Annotated in this window: 14 protein-coding genes; 10 read left to right on the top strand and 4 right to left on the bottom strand. The window is 61.2% G+C overall.

Annotation, left to right across the window (positions count from 1 at the left end):
• Nucleotides 1-400: 400 nt before the first annotated feature.
• The 4 genes from WBQ96_RS18780 to WBQ96_RS18765 all read left to right on the top strand — a co-directional run bounded on the left by WBQ96_RS18780 (nucleotide 401) and on the right by WBQ96_RS18765 (nucleotide 7,679).
• Complete coding sequence (locus tag WBQ96_RS18780) at nucleotides 401-3,184, top strand: valine--tRNA ligase (protein WP_336552842.1); 2,784 nt, start codon at nucleotides 401-403, stop codon at nucleotides 3,182-3,184.
• 362 nt (nucleotides 3,185-3,546) lie between these two features.
• Nucleotides 3,547-4,833: an OmpP1/FadL family transporter gene (locus tag WBQ96_RS18775; RefSeq protein WP_336552940.1), complete on the top strand. Its 1,287-nt coding sequence runs from the start codon at nucleotides 3,547-3,549 to the stop codon at nucleotides 4,831-4,833.
• Between the two features lie 307 nt (nucleotides 4,834-5,140).
• Nucleotides 5,141-6,865 carry a dihydroxy-acid dehydratase gene (ilvD, locus tag WBQ96_RS18770; protein ID WP_336552843.1) on the top strand — a complete coding sequence of 575 codons (1,725 nt, stop codon included), beginning with the start codon at nucleotides 5,141-5,143 and terminating at the stop codon, nucleotides 6,863-6,865.
• Nucleotides 6,852-7,679, top strand: coding sequence for a tetratricopeptide repeat protein (locus tag WBQ96_RS18765; RefSeq protein WP_165120824.1), 828 nt, complete (start codon nucleotides 6,852-6,854; stop codon nucleotides 7,677-7,679). The genes ilvD and WBQ96_RS18765 overlap by 14 nt, the downstream gene beginning before the upstream one ends.
• A gap of 6 nt (nucleotides 7,680-7,685) precedes the next feature.
• Here the strand turns inward: WBQ96_RS18765 and WBQ96_RS18760 are convergent, their stop codons facing one another.
• Genes WBQ96_RS18760 through erpA form a run of 4 tightly spaced genes read right to left on the bottom strand, consistent with a single transcriptional unit; the run spans nucleotide 7,686 to nucleotide 9,622 of the window.
• Nucleotides 7,686-8,006, bottom strand: coding sequence for a hypothetical protein (locus tag WBQ96_RS18760; RefSeq protein ID WP_337035909.1), 321 nt, complete (start codon nucleotides 8,004-8,006; stop codon nucleotides 7,686-7,688).
• Nucleotides 8,007-8,059: 53 nt separating this feature from the next.
• On the bottom strand, nucleotides 8,060-8,851 hold the full coding sequence (gene xth / locus WBQ96_RS18755; protein WP_336552845.1) for an exodeoxyribonuclease III: 792 nt from the start codon (nucleotides 8,849-8,851) through the stop codon (nucleotides 8,060-8,062).
• A gap of 21 nt (nucleotides 8,852-8,872) precedes the next feature.
• Nucleotides 8,873-9,268: a VOC family protein gene (locus WBQ96_RS18750; protein WP_336552846.1), complete on the bottom strand. Its 396-nt coding sequence runs from the start codon at nucleotides 9,266-9,268 to the stop codon at nucleotides 8,873-8,875.
• Nucleotides 9,269-9,271: 3 nt separating this feature from the next.
• Nucleotides 9,272-9,622 carry an iron-sulfur cluster insertion protein ErpA gene (gene erpA, locus WBQ96_RS18745; RefSeq protein WP_336552847.1) on the bottom strand — a complete coding sequence of 117 codons (351 nt, stop codon included), beginning with the start codon at nucleotides 9,620-9,622 and terminating at the stop codon, nucleotides 9,272-9,274.
• A 79-nt stretch (nucleotides 9,623-9,701) separates the two neighbouring features.
• Between erpA and WBQ96_RS18740 the strand changes: the two genes are divergently transcribed.
• From WBQ96_RS18740 to scpB, 6 genes are all read left to right on the top strand, one after another.
• Nucleotides 9,702-10,916, top strand: a complete 1,215-nt coding sequence (locus WBQ96_RS18740; RefSeq protein WP_336552848.1) for a deoxyguanosinetriphosphate triphosphohydrolase — start codon at nucleotides 9,702-9,704, stop codon at nucleotides 10,914-10,916.
• Nucleotides 10,917-10,977: 61 nt separating this feature from the next.
• A complete protein-coding gene (gene argS, locus WBQ96_RS18735) occupies nucleotides 10,978-12,735 on the top strand; it encodes an arginine--tRNA ligase (RefSeq protein WP_336552849.1) in 1,758 nt (585 codons plus the stop codon).
• 103 nt (nucleotides 12,736-12,838) lie between these two features.
• Nucleotides 12,839-16,135: an SPOR domain-containing protein gene (locus tag WBQ96_RS18730; RefSeq protein ID WP_336552850.1), complete on the top strand. Its 3,297-nt coding sequence runs from the start codon at nucleotides 12,839-12,841 to the stop codon at nucleotides 16,133-16,135.
• 127 nt (nucleotides 16,136-16,262) lie between these two features.
• The gene (gene nagZ / locus WBQ96_RS18725; protein WP_336552851.1) at nucleotides 16,263-17,282 is read left to right on the top strand and encodes a beta-N-acetylhexosaminidase; all 1,020 of its coding nucleotides are present in this window, start codon (nucleotides 16,263-16,265) and stop codon (nucleotides 17,280-17,282) included.
• Between the two features lie 75 nt (nucleotides 17,283-17,357).
• Entirely contained in the window at nucleotides 17,358-18,158 is an 801-nt protein-coding gene (locus WBQ96_RS18720; protein WP_165120815.1) for a segregation and condensation protein A, read from the top strand.
• On the top strand, nucleotides 18,155-18,889 hold the full coding sequence (scpB, locus tag WBQ96_RS18715; protein ID WP_336552852.1) for an SMC-Scp complex subunit ScpB: 735 nt from the start codon (nucleotides 18,155-18,157) through the stop codon (nucleotides 18,887-18,889). Before WBQ96_RS18720 ends, scpB begins: the two co-directional genes overlap by 4 nt.
• Nucleotides 18,890-18,917 lie beyond the last annotated feature (28 nt).

Raw genomic sequence — 18,917 nt, 5'->3', positions numbered from 1 at the left:
GTACATGGAGCGGGCGTTGTGACCGGCCAACTTCGGGACAGACACCGAGACGGGCGGTCGAGAGATCGCAGAAAAATACAAAAGATGAGCGAGATTTCGGCCGCCCGTCTTTCCCGGCTCTTTGACAATGGCCAGACGGTGAAAACCGGGCGTGGCGATGATGAAGCGTGCCTGCGTTTTCTCCCCCCTCAAGGGGGAGATGGCGCGAAGCGCCAGAGGGGGTCGTTCATGCCACACTCGGCGCAAAGCAACGTCGAGCACTGCCGCAACGACCCCACCCGCCGCTGCGCGGCGACCTCCCCTCAAGGGGGAGGTGAGCCTCAGCCCACTGTTGACTCGCAATGCCCCTTCCGATTTACACCGGGGCAACCTATTTCCGGACAAATCGGATCACTTTCCCATGCTTGAGAAGACCTACGACGCAAAGACCGTCGAGCCGAAAATCGCCAAACGATGGGAGGAGGCCGATGCGTTTCGTGCCGGCGCCGGCTCCCAGCCGGGTGCGGAAGCTTTCACCATCGTCATTCCGCCGCCGAATGTAACGGGCTCGCTCCACATGGGCCACGCGCTCAACAACACGCTCCAGGACATTCTGGTGCGCTTCGAGCGCATGCGCGGCAAGAACGTTCTGTGGCAGCCGGGCATGGACCATGCCGGCATCGCCACCCAGATGGTTGTCGAACGCCAGTTGATGGAAAAGCAGATCCATCGCCGCGACATCGGCCGCGAAGAGTTCATCGAAAAGGTCTGGGAGTGGAAGGCCGAATCCGGCGGTGCGATCTTCAACCAGTTGAAGCGCCTCGGCGCTTCCGCCGACTGGTCGCGCGAACGCTTCACCATGGATGAGGGCCTGTCGAAGGCCGTGCTCGAGGTCTTCGTCACGCTCTACAAGCAAGGCCTGATCTACAAGGACAAGCGCCTTGTGAACTGGGACCCGAAATTGCTGACCGCGATCTCCGACCTCGAGGTCGAGCAGCACGAGGTCAACGGCAATCTCTGGCACTTCCGCTACCCCGTCGAAGGCGTTGCCTACGACCCGGAAAACCCCGCGACCTATGTCACGGTGGCGACGACCCGCCCGGAAACCATGCTTGGCGACACGGCCGTCGCCGTTCATCCCGAAGATGAGCGCTTCAGCAAGCTTGTCGGCAAGAACGTTGTTCTCCCGCTCGTCGGGCGCAAGATCCCGGTCGTTGCCGACGAATATTCGGACCCGGAGAAGGGCACCGGCGCGGTCAAGATCACGCCGGCGCACGACTTCAACGACTTCGAAGTCGGCAAGCGCCACAAGCTTCGCGCGATCAACATCCTGACCATCGAGGCGGCGGTAAACCTCAGGGATAACGAGGACTTCCTCGAAGGTCTTGATTCAACGTCTGAGCTTGCCGCCACCATCGAAGCGCTGCACGGCCAGGATCGCTTCACCGCGCGCAAGAAGGTCGTCGAGATGATGGAGGCGGGCGGCTTCCTCGACAAGATCGAGCCGCACCGCCACGCCGTGCCTCATGGCGACCGCGGCGGTGTGCCGATCGAGCCGTTCCTGACCGACCAGTGGTACGTCAACGCTGCCGAACTCGCCAAGCCGGCGATCGCCTCGGTGCGCGAGGGCCGCACCAATTTCGTGCCGAAGAACTGGGAAAAGACCTATTTCGACTGGATGGAGAACATCCAGCCCTGGTGCATTTCGCGCCAGCTCTGGTGGGGTCACCAGATTCCGGCCTGGTACGGCCCGGATGGCCGCGTCTTCGTCGAAAAGACCGAGGAAGAAGCGCTGGGTGCGGCGATCGAATATTACCTGGCGCTGGAAGGCCCCTGGAAGGGCTGGGTCGAGGACAAGCTTGAAAACTTCAAGCCGGGCGAAATCCTCACCCGCGACGAGGACGTGCTCGACACATGGTTCTCCTCAGCCCTATGGCCGTTCTCGACGCTCGGCTGGCCGGATGAGACGCCGGAACTGAAGACCTATTACCAGACCGACGTTCTGGTCACCGGCTTCGACATCATCTTCTTCTGGGTCGCCCGCATGATGATGATGGGCCTCCACTTCATGGAAGAGGAGCCGTTCCACACCGTCTACGTCCACGCGCTGGTCCGCGACAAGAACGGCGCCAAGATGTCGAAGTCGAAGGGCAACGTCATCGACCCGCTCGACCTGATCGACGAATACGGCGCCGACGCGCTGCGCTTCACGCTGTCGATCATGGCGGCGCAGGGCAGGGACGTGAAGCTCGATCCGGCCCGCATCGCCGGCTACCGCAATTTTGGCACCAAACTGTGGAACGCTACCCGCTTTGCCGAAATGAACGGCGTTGCCCGCAACGACGAGTTCTGGCTGCAGGACGCCAAGCTCACCGTCAACCGCTGGATACTCACCGAGCTTTCCCGCGCCACCCGCGAGGTCACCGACGGCATCGCCTCCTATCGCTTTAATGAAGCGGCTGGAGCGGCCTACAAATTCGTCTGGAACCTGTTCTGCGACTGGTATCTGGAACTGCTGAAACCCGTCTTCATGGGCGAAGACGAGGCCGCCAAGGTCGAAAGCCGCGCGGTCGCTGCCTTCGTGCTCGACGAGATCTACAAGCTGCTGCACCCCTTCATGCCGTTCATGACGGAAGAGCTGTGGGCGCATACGGCGGGCGAAGGGCAGGAGCGGCCGACGCTTCTTTGCCTGGCTGCATGGCCGTCGCCGGAGTTCGAAGACGCGGAGGCCGCAGCCGAGACCAACTGGCTGGTCGATTTGGTGTCGGGCATCCGCTCGGTGCGCTCGGAAATGAACGTGCCGCCGGCAGCGATCGCGCCGCTGGTGATCGTCGGTGCCAACGATACGACGAAGGCACGGCTGGAGCGTCACGATTCGGCGATCAAGCGGCTGGCGCGCGTTGGCGAAGTCAGTCATGACGAGGCAGCCCCCAAGGGTTCGGCCCAGATCGTCATCGGCGAGGCCACCGCCTGCCTGCCGCTCGGCAGCCTGATCAATCTCGAAGCCGAGGCCGCGCGCCTGCAGAAGGAACTGGCCAAGGTGACCGAGGAAGTCGCGCGCATCCACAAGAAGCTCGCCAACGAGAAATTCGTCGCCAACGCGGCCGCCGAAGTGGTGGCTGCCGAGCGCGAAAAGCTGGTCGAATTTCAGGAGGCGCAGGAGAAGCTGAACGTCGCTTTGGCGCGGGTTCGTGACGCTGGGTAAGGGCACTTCGGAGGCTGATTCCTGGATGCCGCCTGAGGCGGCATCTGCCCCGAAATGGGTCATAACGCAGCGTCATGTTTTCACATCTTTGCCACTTTTTGCCCCCTTGTTGCCATAATGTAACAATTTGGCGATATGGGGTCGAAAAGCATCGATTTTCACTTTTTTTGGCTGCTTTCGGCCACCTTTTATGAAAAAATTCCCACAAACTGAGGCCGTTTTAAGCCTTTTTGTGGATGGCCACCTTCCTTTTACGTAAGCCTTAACCTCCCTCGAAAGGTTCAGGTGTAAAAACGTGGTTGCACCCGCTGAGGGAAATAGTTCTAGCTTGCTTCACGTACTTCTTGGGGAGGGAATACCTGATGAAAAAAGCGCTAATGAAATCGGTCCTCGGAGCCGGCTCTTTGATGCTCGCGATCGTAGGATCGGCGAGCGCTGGTGGCCTCGAGCGCGGGGGCTACAACATCGATCTGCTTTTCGATACTTCGCGATTCACCGGCGAAGTTTCCGGCACTTACGTCATGCCCGATCGTAAGCTCAACAATGTGCGCGATATCAATCCCGCCAACGGCATCGGATCCAATGGTATCGGCGGTGGCGCGACGAACGGCGTCAACGAAACCGAGGATTACTGGGTTCCGCGCATCGGCTTCAAAGCTGGCATCGGCGAGGCCATAGACTGTATGGCCGACTATTCGCAGCCCTGGGGAGCGCACAGCAACCCAGGCGCTAACTGGATGGGCGCCAACGACAATATCGAGACCAAGATCGAAAGCGACAACTATGCCGCGACCTGCTCCTACAAGATGGATGCCGGGAAGGGCCAGTTTCGCGTGCTTGGCGGTGTGTTCTATCAGGAAGTCAGCGGTTTCAAGGAACGTTTGGTTGCACCCGTTCCAACGCTCACCGGTACCACGGCTTTCGGGAATGGCGTCGGCCGTCTCGATCTTGAGGATAGCGGCGTTGGCTGGCGCATCGGCGCGGCTTACGAAATTCAGGAAATCGCCTTCCGCGCAAGCCTGGTCTACAATTCGGCAGTGAAGCTGGACGGTCTTTCAGGAACGCTGGATTTGACGCAGATTCCCGGCTTCATCAGCCCGACCAACCCGCTTCTTGGTCGCGTGACGGATATATACGGCTCAGCAACGATGCCGGAATCAATTGAATTCAAGGTTCAGTCGGGCATTGCACCGGATTGGCTGGCTTTCGGCTCCGTGAAATGGGTCAACTGGAGCCGCTTGCAAACAGTTGATCTCTGCCCTGTTGGGGTCGATGCTTCGCTTTGCTTCCCAGGTAGCCCATTTGTCGCGACCTCGCTTGATCTGCTCTATCGCGATGGCTGGACGGTTTCCGGCGGCATCGGGCACAAGTTCAACGATCAGTGGAGTGCAGCGGGTAGCATCACCTGGGATCGTGGAACCACGACCGGCCTCAGCGCCCAAACCGACACCTGGACCTTCGGCGGCGGCGTCGCCTATACGCCAACTCAGAACGTCGAGCTCCGTCTTGCTGGTGCCCTGGGCATTCTAACCAGCGGTTCTGCCGGCCCTGTGACCTCAAACGGCATCAACTATGGCGAAGAGGTTACCTACGACTTCGACAATGACCTCGTCAGTGCCATCTCGGCCTCGTTGAAGGTCAAATGGTAACTCATTGGAAACAATGATCGAAAAAGCCGGGCGCATGCCCGGCTTTTTTGTTTCAAATGAGGAAAATTCTTAAGCCGGCAAGCGCAAGCTCTGCCGGCTTTTTAGTGCTGGTGGGGCCTGCGGCATGGTTAACATCCTCATACCGTTTGTGATGTTTCTGCAACACTCTCTGGTGAAGCATTGGGCTACAACGGGCCGGGCACAATTCGCCTAGTTCCCGCCATAAACCCGGAGCACCTCAGAGGTGTCTTCGGGCAGCATATTAGAAGCTGTGCGGAGAAACCGCGATGGGGCGGCAAGGACAGGAATGGACGCAAAGGTAATCTCGAAAGCGAAACTGCCAAGTCGCTATGTGACCGAAGGGCCGGCGCGCGCGCCGCATCGGTCATATCTCTATGCGATGGGCCTTTCGCAGAAGGAGATTGCCCAGCCTCTGGTCGGCGTCGCAAGCTGCTGGAACGAAGCTGCCCCCTGCAACATTTCGCTGATGCGCCAGGCGCAGGTGGTGAAGAAGGGCGTCGCCGCAGCCAACGGCACGCCGCGCGAATTCTGCACCATCACTGTCACCGACGGCATCGCCATGGGCCATCAGGGCATGAAGGCCTCGCTGGTGTCGCGCGATGTCATTGCCGACAGCGTCGAGCTCACCATGCGCGGCCATTGCTATGATGCTCTGGTTGGCCTTGCAGGCTGCGACAAGTCGCTGCCAGGCATGATGATGGCGATGGTGCGGCTCAACGTGCCTTCGGTCTTCATCTATGGCGGCTCCATCCTTCCCGGCAGCTATCGCGGCCGCCAGATCACCGTTCAGGACGTTTTCGAGGCGGTCGGCCAGCATTCGGTCGGCGCGATCTCGGATGACGATCTTCTCGAAGTGGAGCAGGCGGCTTGTCCTTCGGCGGGCTCTTGCGGGGCGCAGTTCACCGCCAACACAATGGCGACGGTGGCCGAAGCGATCGGCCTTGCGCTGCCATATTCCTGTGGCGCGCCGGCGCCTTACGAAATGCGCGACCGTTTCAACTTCGCTTCGGGCGAAAAGGTCATGGAACTGATCGCCAAAAACATCCGCCCGCGCGACATCGTCACGCGCAAGGCGCTGGAAAATGCGGCGGCAGTGGTTTCGGCTACCGGCGGCTCGACCAACGGCGCGCTGCATCTGCCGGCAATCGCCCATGAGGCCGGCATCGAGTTCGACCTGTTCGACGTCGCCGAGATATTCAAGAAGACGCCCTACATCGCCGATCTGAAGCCGGGCGGGAAATATGTCGCCAAGGACATGTTCGAGGCCGGCGGCATTCCGCTGCTGATGAAAACGCTTCTCGACCACGGCTATCTGCATGGCGATTGCATGACCGTGACTGGCCGCACTTTGGCCGAAAACATGGAACATGTTGCCTGGAACGACAGTCAGGACGTGGTTCATCCGGCCAACAAGCCGATCACGGTGACTGGCGGCGTTGTCGGCCTGAAGGGCAATCTGGCTCCCGAAGGCGCGATCGTGAAGGTGGCGGGCATGTCGGAGCTGAAATTCTCCGGTCCGGCGCGGTGCTTCGACTCGGAAGAAGAATGTTTCGAGGCGGTGACCCATCGCAGCTACAAGGAAGGCGAGGTTCTCGTCATCCGCTATGAGGGTCCGATAGGCGGACCCGGCATGCGCGAGATGCTGTCGACGACAGCAGCGCTTTATGGACAAGGCATGGGCGGCAAGGTTGCCCTGATTACCGACGGGCGCTTTTCGGGCGCGACGCGCGGCTTCTGCATCGGCCATGTCGGCCCGGAGGCTGCAATCGGAGGCCCGATCGGCCTTCTCGAAGATGGCGACATCATCACCATCGACGCCGTGAACGGCAGTCTCGATGTGGCGCTATCGGAAGAGAAACTTGCGGCCCGGGCAAAGAAATGGAAACCGCGCCAGACCGACTATCAGTCCGGCGCGATCTGGAAATATGCGCAAACGGTAGGCTCGGCTCGCTATGGCGCCGTGACCCATCCGGGCGGCGCGAAAGAAACACACTGCTATGCTGACATCTGACGTCGTGAGAACAACCATCCTGTCGGCTATCGTAGCCGCAACGACCTTCGGCACCGCCGGGGGCGCGATGGCGTTCGACGACAAGGTTTTCGATGACAACGGCGCGGTGAAGGCTCAGTCCAGCCCGTGGGCGGTGTTCCAGTTCGGCTTCTCGGCCTACAAGAGCGGCCACAAGGATCAGGCCGTCGAGGCCTATCGCTATGCCGCTGAAAACGGCCAGATCGGCGCCAGCTGGAAGCTTGCGCGCATGTATGCCGAGGGTGACGGTGTCGATCGCAACGATTTCGAGGCGTTCAAGTTCTTCAGCGAGATCGTCGAGCAGGATGTCGAGCCCGGCAGCCCCGAGGAAAGCTATGTCTCGGACGCACTGGTCGCGCTCGGCAACTATCTGCAGAAGGGCATACCGGGCAGCCCGATAAAGGCCAACAAGGTCGCCGCGCAGGAATATTTCATGCGCGCCGCCGCCAATTATCGCAATCCCAACGCCCAGTTCGAAATGGGCAAGATGTTCCTGAAGGGCGAGGGCGGCGTGAAGGCGAGCGTGCGTCAGGCGGGACGCTGGTTCCAGCTTGCGGCCGAAAAGGGCCATGCCGGTGCGGAAGCGACGCTGGGCAATCTCCTGTTCCAGTCGGGCAAGGTGGTGCGCGGGCTTGCCATGATGACGGCAGCGCTCCAGCGCGCAGCCCCTGCCGATCAGCCGTGGATTCGCGGCATGCAGGAAGAGGCATTCGCGCTTTCGGGTGAAGCGGATCGCCGCACCGCGATTGCGCTGGCCGAGGATATTCTCACCAAGGGCGATACCGGCCAGCAGTGACGGGCGTTAACCGTTCGCGTCGGTAAATGCTGTCGGCAGCAAGAGATGCGGCGCGCCATGCTCGCCGGAACTCTCTGGCGGCTGTGAAGACGGTCCCTCCGGCCTCGAGAGAAGCTCCGCTTGCGGGCAGCCGTCCGAGACTTTCTTCCAGGCCGAGTTGTTGAGAACCATGTCGCAGCGCGCCAACTGGTTGCCGTTCGGCAATTTCAGGCAGGCCAGTTCGCCGTGATGGTAGACCTTGCCGTTGGCAAGGCACTGGCAATCAGCCAAACCCGCAGTCAGCGACGAAGCGAGCATCGCGACTGAAAGCAGGCAGGATCGGGCCAACTGCATCACCGCATATTAGCACCTGCCGAAACCCCGCGCTATACGGCCATCGATCAGGCTGGCTGGAGTGCCAGCTCGGCTGCCACCGGCACATGGTCGGACGGTTTTTCCCACGCCCGCACATGCTTTTCGATCGAGGCGGAGGAAAAACGATTGGCCGCTTCCGGCGACATCAGCAGGAAATCGATGCGGATGCCGTTGTTCTTCTGCCAGGCGCCGGCCTGGTAGTCCCAGAAGGTGTAGGTGTCGGGCGCGTCGGTCACGGCGCGCGTTGCCTCGGTGAAGCCGAGGTTCAGGAGTCGCCGGAAGGCCTGCCGGGTCTCGGGCTGGAACAGCGCGTCACCAAGCCATGCTGCGGGATTGCGCGCGTCGATCGGCTCGGGAATGACATTGTAGTCGCCGCACAGTAGCAGGGGCTCCTCAAGGAGTAGGCGTTCCCCCGCCCATTTCTCGAGCCGCGCCATCCATGACAGCTTGTAGGGGAATTTTTCGGTGTCGATCGGATTGCCGTTCGGCAGATAGAGCGACACGACCCGCAGCACGCCCTTGTCGGTCGAGAACACGCCTTCGATGAAGCGCGCCTGCTCGTCGCTGTCGTCGCCGGGCAGGCCGCGATTGACTTCATCGAAGCGCAGCTTGGACAGGATAGCGACGCCGTTGAAGCCTTTCTGGCCATGCGTTTCGACATGATAGCCAAGCGCCTCGATCTCGGAACGGGGAAACTGTTCGTCGACCGATTTTATCTCCTGCAGGCAGACGATGTCGGGGTCGCTCTCCTTCAGCCAGACCAGCAGATTGCCGATGCGCGCCTTGATGCCGTTGATGTTCCAGGTGACGATTTTCATGATTTCCTCGAATCGAAACGTTCAAGCAGGCCGCCGCTCGACGAGCCCGATCGTATTGCCTGCCGGGTCTTTAAGGAAGGCCATCCATTCGCTTTCCCCGGCCGGACCGAACTCCCCAGCGGTGTCGATATGGACGAGTGTGGGCGGTGAGCTGATCGGAATGCCGCTCGCGGCCGCATTCTTGCAAAAGGCATCGATGCCGGTCATGTCGAGATAGACGGTGGCCTGCGGAGTGCCATCGGTGAAGAACAGCCTGACGCCGCCAATCACGATGAAAGCGATGCCGGGCGGGTCGAAGCGGGCATAGGTTTCAAGCCCCAGCACGTTGCGCCAGAAGGCGAGCGTGGCGTCGAGGTCGCGGCCGGCAGCCAGCGCGACCTGACGAAAGACGGTCGGGCTCGTAACCGGCCCGGCCATGGCTCAGATGGAAAAACTGGTACCGCAGCCGCAGGAAGCCACGGCGTTCGGGTTCCTGATCTGGAACGACTGGCCCATCAGGTCGTCGACGAAATCGATCACCGAGCCGCCCATGTAGACGAGCGACAGATCGTCGATTAGCACCGTCGCGCCGTCTTTCTCGATAGCAATGTCGTCGTCGTTTCTGGAATCTACCAGATCGAATTTATAGGAAAAGCCCGAGCAGCCGCCGCCTTCGACCGAGACGCGCAGCGCGATCTTGCCCGGTTCGCCGGCGACGATCTTCGAGATACGCTTCGCAGCGGCCTCGGAAACGTCTACACCCTTCATGGCAGTCTTGGCATCTGCGCCCATTGGCGTCACCTTGCATTCGTGTTGTTACCATAGGTATGAAGCGCGAAGGGGCAAGTCAACCAGCAGCGGCAAGTCAAAAATGGCGAACGAGCTAGGCGACATCGGTTTCGGCTACCGGCCGCGCGCTGCCTATGCCTGTGATCCGGCGCTTTCGCGCGGGCGGTTTTTCGATGAGGTCGAAAGCCCGACGCGCACGCCATTCCAGCGCGACCGCGACCGCATCATCCATTCCACGGCATTCCGTCGACTGAAGCACAAGACGCAGGTCTTCATCGCGCATGAAGGCGATCACTACCGTACGCGGCTGACCCACACGATCGAGGTGGCCCAGATTGCACGGGCATTGGCACGGGCACTGCGTTGCGACGAGGATCTGGCAGAGGCGGTGGCGCTGGTCCATGATTTTGGCCACACGCCATTCGGCCACACCGGCGAGGATGCGCTGAACGAGAAGATGGCGGCCTGGGGCGGTTTCGACCACAACGCGCAGTCGCTGCGCGTTGTGACGCGGCTGGAGAGGCGCTATGCCGAGTTCGACGGGCTGAACCTGACCTGGGAAACGCTGGAAGGGCTGGTTAAGCACAACGGCCCGCTGATCGACTCCCAGGGCAAGGGCCTGAAAGGCGCGGTGCCGCAGGCTATCCTTGACTATTCGGAGCTTCACGACCTCGAACTCGACAAGTTCGCCAGCCTGGAGGCGCAATGCGCGGCAATCGCCGACGATATCGCCTACAACACGCATGACATTGACGACGGTCTGCGGGCGGGGCTGCTCACGCTCGACATGCTGGAGGAGGTCCCTCTGCCGGCATCGATCCTGAAGGGCGTGCGCGAACGCTATCCGGCGCTCGACCCTGCACGCACCGGTCACGAACTGATGCGGCGCCAGATCACAATCATGGTCGAGGACGTCATCAAAACTGCTTCCGCACGGCTGGCTGAGTTGAAGCCGCAAAGCGTCAAAGACGTTCATGCCGCCAATGCGGCGATTGCAACGTTTTCAGACGAAATGGCGCCGGCTGAAAAGGAACTGAAGGCGTTTCTCTACAAGAACATCTACCGCCACAAGGATGTGATGCTGGTGCGCGAGGGCGCCGACCAGATCGTGCGCGAGCTCTTCGACGCTTATTTCGCCGATCCGCGTGAAATGCCGGACGGCTGGCGCGAGGGGCTCGACCGCGCGGCGGAACGCGTAAAAGCGCGTCATGTCGCCGATTTCCTGGCCGGCATGACGGACACTTATGCGATCAAGGAACACCGCCGCCTGTTTGACCGCACGCCCGATTTGGGCTAGGCGGAACCGGTTTTCCGGCATTGAGCCGGCATAAAGTGCCGATTTTCCAGAGTAGCCATCCATGAATATCTTCGCCGATTTCAACGAGCGGATCATCAAGATCGTTGAAGCGCTTGATCTTAAAGACAAAGACGGCCAGCCGGCCGATCTTTCGCGAATTGCCGTGGAGCCGCCGCGTGATGCTACGCATGGCGATCTGGCGACCAATGCGGCGATGGTTCTGGCCAAGCCGACCGGGCAAAACCCGCGTGCGCTCGCTGAAAAGCTCGCTGAGGCGTTGCGTCAGGACAAGGATATTGCAGCCGTCGACGTGGCCGGTCCCGGCTTCGTCAATCTGCGGCTGACGGATGGTTTCTGGCAGGCGCAACTGACCAGCCTGCTGGGTGTCGGCATCGATTATGGCCGCTCGACCGTCGGCAAGGGCATCAAGGTCAATGTCGAATATGTTTCGGCCAACCCGACCGGGCCGATGCATGTCGGCCATTGCCGCGGCGCGGTGGTGGGCGACGCCCTGGCCAATCTGCTCGGCTTTGCCGGCTATGACGTGACCAAGGAATACTACATCAACGACGCAGGCGCGCAGATCGACGTGCTCGCGCGCTCGGCCATGCTGCGCTACCGCGAGGCTTTGGGCGACGAGGTCGGGGAAATCCCGGCCGGGCTTTATCCCGGCGATTATCTGGTGCCGGTGGGGCAGGCGCTGGTCAAGGAATTCGGCCGCGACCTGCTGCAGAAGCCTGAGGACGAGGCGCTCGCCCTCATCAAGGACCGCACGATCGATGCGATGATGGTGATGATCCGCGAGGATCTGGCGCTGCTGAACGTGCACCACGAGGTGTTCTTCTCCGAACGCACGCTGCATGCCAACGATGCGGCCGCCATTCGCTCAGCCATTACCGACCTGACGCTGAAGGGCCATGTCTACAAGGGCAAGCTGCCGCCGCCCAAGGGGCAGACGCCGGAAGATTGGGAAGACCGCGAGCAGACCTTGTTCCGCTCAACGGATGTCGGTGACGATATCGATCGTCCGCTGGTCAAGTCGGACGGTGCCTTCACCTATTTTGCCGCCGATGTCGCTTATCTCAAGGACAAGCTGGATCGCGGTTTCGGCGAGACCATCTTCATTCTCGGCGCCGACCACGGCGGTTACGTCAAGCGGCTGGAGGCGCTGGCCAAAGCCTTGTCCGGCGGCTCGCTCAAGCTGACGGCACTTCTGTGCCAGTTGGTGAAGCTCTATCGCAACGGCGAGCCGGTGCGCATGTCCAAGCGCTCGGGCGATTTCATCACCCTGCGCGAGGTGGTGGAGGAGGTCGGGCGCGACCCGATCCGTTTCATGATGCTCTATCGCAAGAGCGATGCGCCGCTGGACTTCGACTTCGCCAAAGTGACGGAGCAGTCCAAGGACAATCCGGTCTTCTACGTGCAGTATGCGTCTGCGCGCTGCCATTCCGTGTTCCGGCAGGCAAAGGAGCAATTGGGCGAGGGTGCATTCGACCGGGCTTCGCTTGCCGAATCGGCTGCGCGCCTGACCGACGAAAGCGAAATCGGATTGATCAGAAAGCTCGCCGAATATCCCCGGCTTGTCGAATCGGCAGCACTTGCGCATGAGCCGCATAGACTGGCATTTTACTTGTATGATTTGGCCTCCAGCTTCCACGGACACTGGAACAAGGGTACGGAAAATCAGGACTTACGTTTTGTTAAGGTTAACGACCGACAATTGACGTATGCCAGACTCGGGCTGGTGCAGGCTGTCTCGGACGTTTTGACGTCCGGCCTGGCGTTGATCGGGGCCGATGCGCCCGCCGAAATGCGCTAGGTTTTGCGGGAAAACCTGTCACCATTTGCCCACATTGCGCTGGTAAGGCCCAACCTTACGTGACGCCCATTGCGTCCGAATAGTGCGAGTATCGGGAAAGAGTATGGTAGACAGAACCCAGCTTAAAATCGCCGATCGGGACCAGTTGTCGAACGATGATCCGTTCGCCGAACTGACCCGGATCATGGGATTTGACCCGCGCCAACCGGTCCAGCAGGAACCGGCGGCAGCGCCTTCTTCGGTCGCAAATGTCGAGGCGGACGATTTCGGCATCGATCTGGAAAAGGAACTGATGGGCGAGTTCGCCCAGGAAGATTCCGTGCACGACAATGTGCATGCTTTCCAGCCGGCCTATCGCACGGAAACGGCCTATCAGCCGGAAGCCCCGGCTGCCTACGAGCCCGAGATTTTGTCCAGTGAGCTGGATGTAGCCGAGTTCGAAGCTCTGGAGCCTCAGGCTTCGGAGGGCGAGCCCGCTTTTGCCGCCCAGCCGGAATATGAGCCGACGGTTGCTTTCGAGGCTGCGCCTCTGGAAGCTCTGGCCCATGATGCAGGCAACTTCGACGACGCGGTCGCCGCTGAGTTGGAAGACGAGTTGTCGCTGGATGGCGAGTGGTCTCACGCGGAAGTCGCCGTTGAAGAGGCTGCGTCACCTGAATATCAGGCGGTCACGGCCGCTGAATATGAACCGGCATCCGACCAGCAGCCTGCTGCCGATTATGAATCCGTAGGCGAATACGAAGCTGTAGCTGAATACGAGCCCGCAGCCGAATTCACTCCGGTAGAAGTTGCTGTCGAAGAGTCCGTCGTTGCTGATCCTTTCGATCAGGCGGTAGCCGCTTCCTTCGAAGACGACCAGCCGCTGCATGGCGAATGGTCGCCAGCTGATGAAGCCGGTGCTCACGTCGCCTATGAAGGCGAGGCTGAGCCAGTCTACGAAACTGCGGCGGCCTCCGAAGCCGCACCGGCCTACGAAGCCGAGGCAACGAACGAATACACTCAGCCTGTAGCCGCAGTCGCTTCGGAAGAAGCTTTTGCCGATGATTTCGATGAAGCCCTGGCTGAAGTGGACATGGACTTCACCGCCGTGCCGCTGAAATCGTCCGGTCACGGTTCGATCGATCCGGAACTGGATAAGGAACTCGAGATCGCCCTGCAGCCGGAAGAACCGGTTTCCGCCGTGGATGAGAGCGGGCCGAGCCTTGAGGACGAGCTGAATGCGCTTCTGGGCAATGTGCCTGCGCATCACGCCGAAGAGGCTCCGGTCGTGGAGGCCGTTGCCGAAGAGCCGGCCTACGCTATCGCCGACGAGCAGGTTTATGCCGTTGCAGACGAGCCGGCCTATGTTGCCGCGCAAGGCACGGACGAAGAAATCGAGCTGGAACTCGCAGACGAGGATATGCTCGCCGAGACGCCTTACGTCGAAGCTCCGCAGCCGGTCGTTTCCACGCCTTACTCGCTCAGCAATTACCGTACCGGTCAACCGGCCTACGCGGCTCCCGCCGACGAAGCCGTCTATGACGCCGAGCCCGTCGCAGAGGCCGAGGCGGATATCGATCTTGAATTCGACGATGAAGCCTTCGACGCCGCATTCGCCAATTCGATTGAAGATGTCGACCTCGCTCTGGATGAGGATGAGCATGCGCCGGTCGAGGAGCCGCCGGTGGTGGCTTCCAGCCAGCCTAACGATCCTTATGCCGATCTGGCTGCCTTGACGGCTCAGTTCACGCCGACCGGACCGGTAAGCACCTGGAACAGGCATGAGCCTGAACCGCAGCCGGTGGTCGCGCACTATGACGAAGCGTCCGACGAAGACTTCGCAGCGCCTGCCGCCAGCTACAACGACGTCCCGGACATCGAAACGATCGATGTGCCGGAGCAGGCGGTTGCGCTCGCGGAAGACCTCGATATTCCGGAACTGGCTTTCGAAGAAGACGTTCCGGCAGCACCCGCTTACGACGACATCGACGCGGAGTTCGCAAGCCTTCTCAACGACATGAACTCGCCGGAACCAGCGCCTGCCGCACAGCCGCAGCAGGCTGCGGGCGATGCCGACGACTTCGCCGCCGATTTCGAGCGTGAGTTCCAGATCGACGAGGATGCGCTGACGCAGGGGCATCCGTATCAGACTGCAGCCGTTGCCGGTGCCGCCGTAGCTGGCGCGCTTGGCGCAACTGCCGCTCACACCGCCTATGCGCCTGCTGCCACTCAGCCCGCCTTCGACACCGGCGCTCTTTCGGGTTCGCAGGGACGGGGGCAGTATCAGCAGCCCAATCTCGATGATTTCGATTACGACCCGGACTCTGAAGAAGAGATGACGGCAACCGCTTATGGCGCGGCTGGTGAGAGAGAGCGTCCGCAGCGGCGCGGCATGCTCATCGCTGCCGTTGTCGGCGGAATCGCGGTTATCGGCGCGATCGGCGCCTATGCGCTCTCGGGCGGCAATGTCGGGTCCGGCGCGCCGGCGCTCGTCAAGGCCGATGACGGCCCGATAAAGATCAGGCCGGAAAATCCGGGCGGCACCGTTGTCCCCAATCAGGACAACAAGGTCTACGACACCGTTTCGCGCACGCCTTCCAGCGCCACGCCGACGCAGGAAAAGCTGGTGACGACGGCTGAAGAGCCGATGGACATGGCTGCCCAGGATCCGGAACCGGCGCTGGACGAGACGGACATGGCATCCGAGACCGACGGCGACGCCGCCGCTCCGATGGCCAAGTCCGAGGATCGCATCCAGCAGATCATGCAGGAAAACGGCGGCGACCAGAACCCCGAAGTGGCCGCAGTCACGCCCCGCAAGGTGCGTACGATGGTCGTGAAGTCGGATGGCACACTGGTTCCCCGTGAGGACCCGGCTCCTGCTGCTCCGGCGATCGACCCGGCAACGACGGCGTCGGAGAGCGTCACCGATCCGGTCGGCGCAACCACCACGGCATCGGTGCCCGACGCCAAGCCTGCCGCATCGCTGAACGCCAATGAGCCTGTCCCGGCAGAAGCCAATGCTGCTCCGAAGGCAGCAGCCAAGCCGCAGAACTCGACCACGCCGAAATCGGTGGCGATCGCGCCGACGCGTCCTTCCGATCAGCCGGTCGATGTCGTGGGTGAAGTGAAGGCCGATCAGGTTGCAGCCCTTGCTCCGGCAAGCGCTGCTGCGGCCGGTGCATGGTCCATGCAGATCGCTTCGCAGCCAAGCCAAGCGGCCGCCCAGTCGTCCTATCAGGACCTGCAGCGCCGCTACGGCAGCGTGCTCAACGGCCACCAGGCAAATATCGTCAAGGCAGAGATTGCCGGCAAGGGTACGTTCTGGCGTGTTCGCGTGCCTGCACCGAGCCGCAACGAAGCGATCTCGCTTTGCGAAAGCTACAAGGCTGCCGGCGGCAACTGCTTCGTCTCGAAATAGGCAACTGGCAACATTCGAAGATAATGAAACCGGCGCGACATGTTCGCGCCGGTTTTGCTTTGCGGCAGGCCCGATAGCGATTTCGAATGGATTCCCTCGAAGCCCATGTTGCTCTAATCTGGGGGCCATGACCGAATCAAAATCCATGATCCTCGGCTGTGCCGGGAAAACGCTCACTCCTGACGAAATTCGCTTTTACGGCGATGAACGCCCTTGGGGCTTTATCCTTTTTGCCCGCAACATCGGCGAGCCGGAACAGATCCGCGATCTGGTCGCCTCGATGCGCGACAGCATCGGCCGCCCGGAAGCGCCGATTTTCATCGACCAGGAGGGCGGCCGCGTCCAGCGTCTTCGCCCGCCGATCGCGCCGAATTATCCGGCAGGTGCGGCCCTTGGCGCACTCTACAGGAGCGATCACGAGGCGGGGCTGCGTGCCTCTTGGCTTCTGGCGCGGCTGCACGCCTTCGATCTCCTGCGTCTCGGCATAACGGCGGACTGCCTGCCGGTGCTTGATGTGCCGATCGAGGGTGCAAGCGATGTCATCGGCACACGCGCCTACGGCAAGGAGCCGCAAAGCGTGACGGCGCTGGGCAAGGCTGCGGCCGAGGGGCTGCTTTCCGGTGGCGTTCTGCCGGTGATGAAGCACATTCCGGGTCACGGACGGGCGTTCTCGGATACGCATTTCGAACTGCCGACGGTCGATACGCCGATCGAGGAATTGCGGGCCCATGATTTCGCCCCGTTCAAGGCGCTAAGTCATCTGCCGATCGCAATGACCGCGCATGTTGTATATTCTGCGATCGATCCGGCGGCACCAGCGACCACTTCCGAGAAGGTGATCCGGGAGATCGTGCGCGGTGAGATCGGTTTTGACGGCCTGCTGGTCAGTGACGATACGTCGATGAAGGCACTTTCTGGGGATTTCCCGTCCAAAGCCGCTTCGATCCTTGCGGCTGGATGCGATCTGGTCCTTCACTGCAACGGGGTGATGGAAGAAATGACAGGCATAGCTTCACGCACCACGGCGCTCGAAGGAAAGTCGCTGGAACGCGCCGATCGTGCGCTAAGCTATATTCGTGAGCGCGACGCAGCCGACGAGGCGCAGATACGGGCCGAGTTTGCGAACTATTTCGAAGCGGTGGCATAGCCGCCGCGGAGTTTAAGGAGAGAAGGCACCGAATTGGCGGAGACATTGGAGAGCCGGGCCGGGAAGGCCACACCGATGGACCGTCTCTGGGCGGAAAACGACGATTCACGCGGCGTCAGCGAACCGACGATGCAGGTCGACGTTGCCGGTTTCGAAGGCCCGCTTGATCTCCTTTTGCATCTGGCGCGCAACCAGAAGGTCGATCTCTCCCGCATCTCGATCCTGGCGCTGGCCGAGCAGTATCTGAAATTCATCGACAGCGCCCGCGCAATCCGGCTGGAACTCGCCGCCGACTATCTCGTCATGGCGGCTTGGCTCGCTTTCCTGAAATCTAAGCTGCTCATTCCCAAGCAGCCGGGCGACGAAGGCGAAAGCGGCGAAGAACTTGCCGCTGTCCTGCAATTTCGCCTCAAGCGCCTTGAAGCGATGCGGGATGCTGCTTCGCGGCTCGTCAATCGCAACCGGCTTGGCCGTGACGTTTTCGCGCGCGGCATGCCGGAAATGGTCATCATCGACAAGAAGAACGAATATTCCGCCTCGCTCTACGATCTGTTGACTGCCTATGCCATTCAGCGGCAACGGCAGGCGATCACCAATGTGCGGATCGCCAAGCGCGGTGTCTGGTCGCTCAAGGAAGCGCGCGATATCCTCACCCGCCTGGTTGGCTCGTTCAAGGACTGGACGGCGCTCGATCAGTTCCTGCTCGCATACATGACCACTCCTGAGGAGCGGGCGACGGCAATCGCCAGCTCTTTTGCCGCCACACTGGAACTGGTGCGCGAGGGCCATATAGAGATGCGGCAGCAGGATGCCTTCGCGCCGCTCTATCTGCGCAGCCGTGCGCCGGCTGAAAAAGCAATCGAAGGTGCGCCATGAGTGACAGCGCAAATGCCACGGTGATCCCGTTCACGGTCGATGAAGAGGCCGAAGCCGAACGCAATCCGGCGGAGCGCCTGATTCTGGCGGAGGCTGCGCGCATGGCCGAGGCCATCGTCTTTGCCAGCACTGAGCCGGTGACTGAAAAGCAGCTTGCATCGCGCCTGCCTGAAGGTGTCGATGTTCGTGCCGCCATGGCTGAACTGCAGAAAATCTACGCGCGACGTGGCGTGAACCTCGTTCGTGTCGGCGACGCGTGGGCCTTCAGGACCGCCGGCGATCTGGCCTTCCTGATGAACCGCGACGCCATACAGCAGAAGAAGCTGTCGCGCGCCGCCCTCGAGGTTCTGGCCATCATCGCCTATCACCAGCCGGTGACGCGCGCCGAGATCGAGGACATTCGCGGCGTCGAGACGTCGAAAGGCACGCTCGACACGCTGATGGAGACGGAATGGGTGCGGATGCGCGGCCGCCGCCGCACGCCCGGCCGGCCGGTGACCTATGGGACGACCGAAAAATTCCTCGACCATTTCGCACTCGAAGAAATCCGCGATCTGCCGGGTATGGAAGAATTGAAGGGAGCAGGACTGTTATCGGCCCGGATGCCGTCGAATTTTTCTGTTCCGCTTCCGCCGTCCGATCTTGATCTGCTGACCGAGGACGAAGATCCGCTGACCGATATCGACCTTGAAGAGCTCGGGCTGTTGACACCTCGCGTCACAGATGATTGACCGGGACCGGGTGGTTCAAGGGTAGTGT

The sequence above is a fragment of the Mesorhizobium sp. CCNWLY176 genome (assembly GCF_037153935.1).
Taxonomy (GTDB): domain Bacteria; phylum Pseudomonadota; class Alphaproteobacteria; order Rhizobiales; family Rhizobiaceae; genus Mesorhizobium_M; species Mesorhizobium_M zhangyense.
The sequence above is the reverse complement of the archived record's forward strand: the minus strand, read 5'-3'. Positions and strand labels throughout refer to the sequence as shown.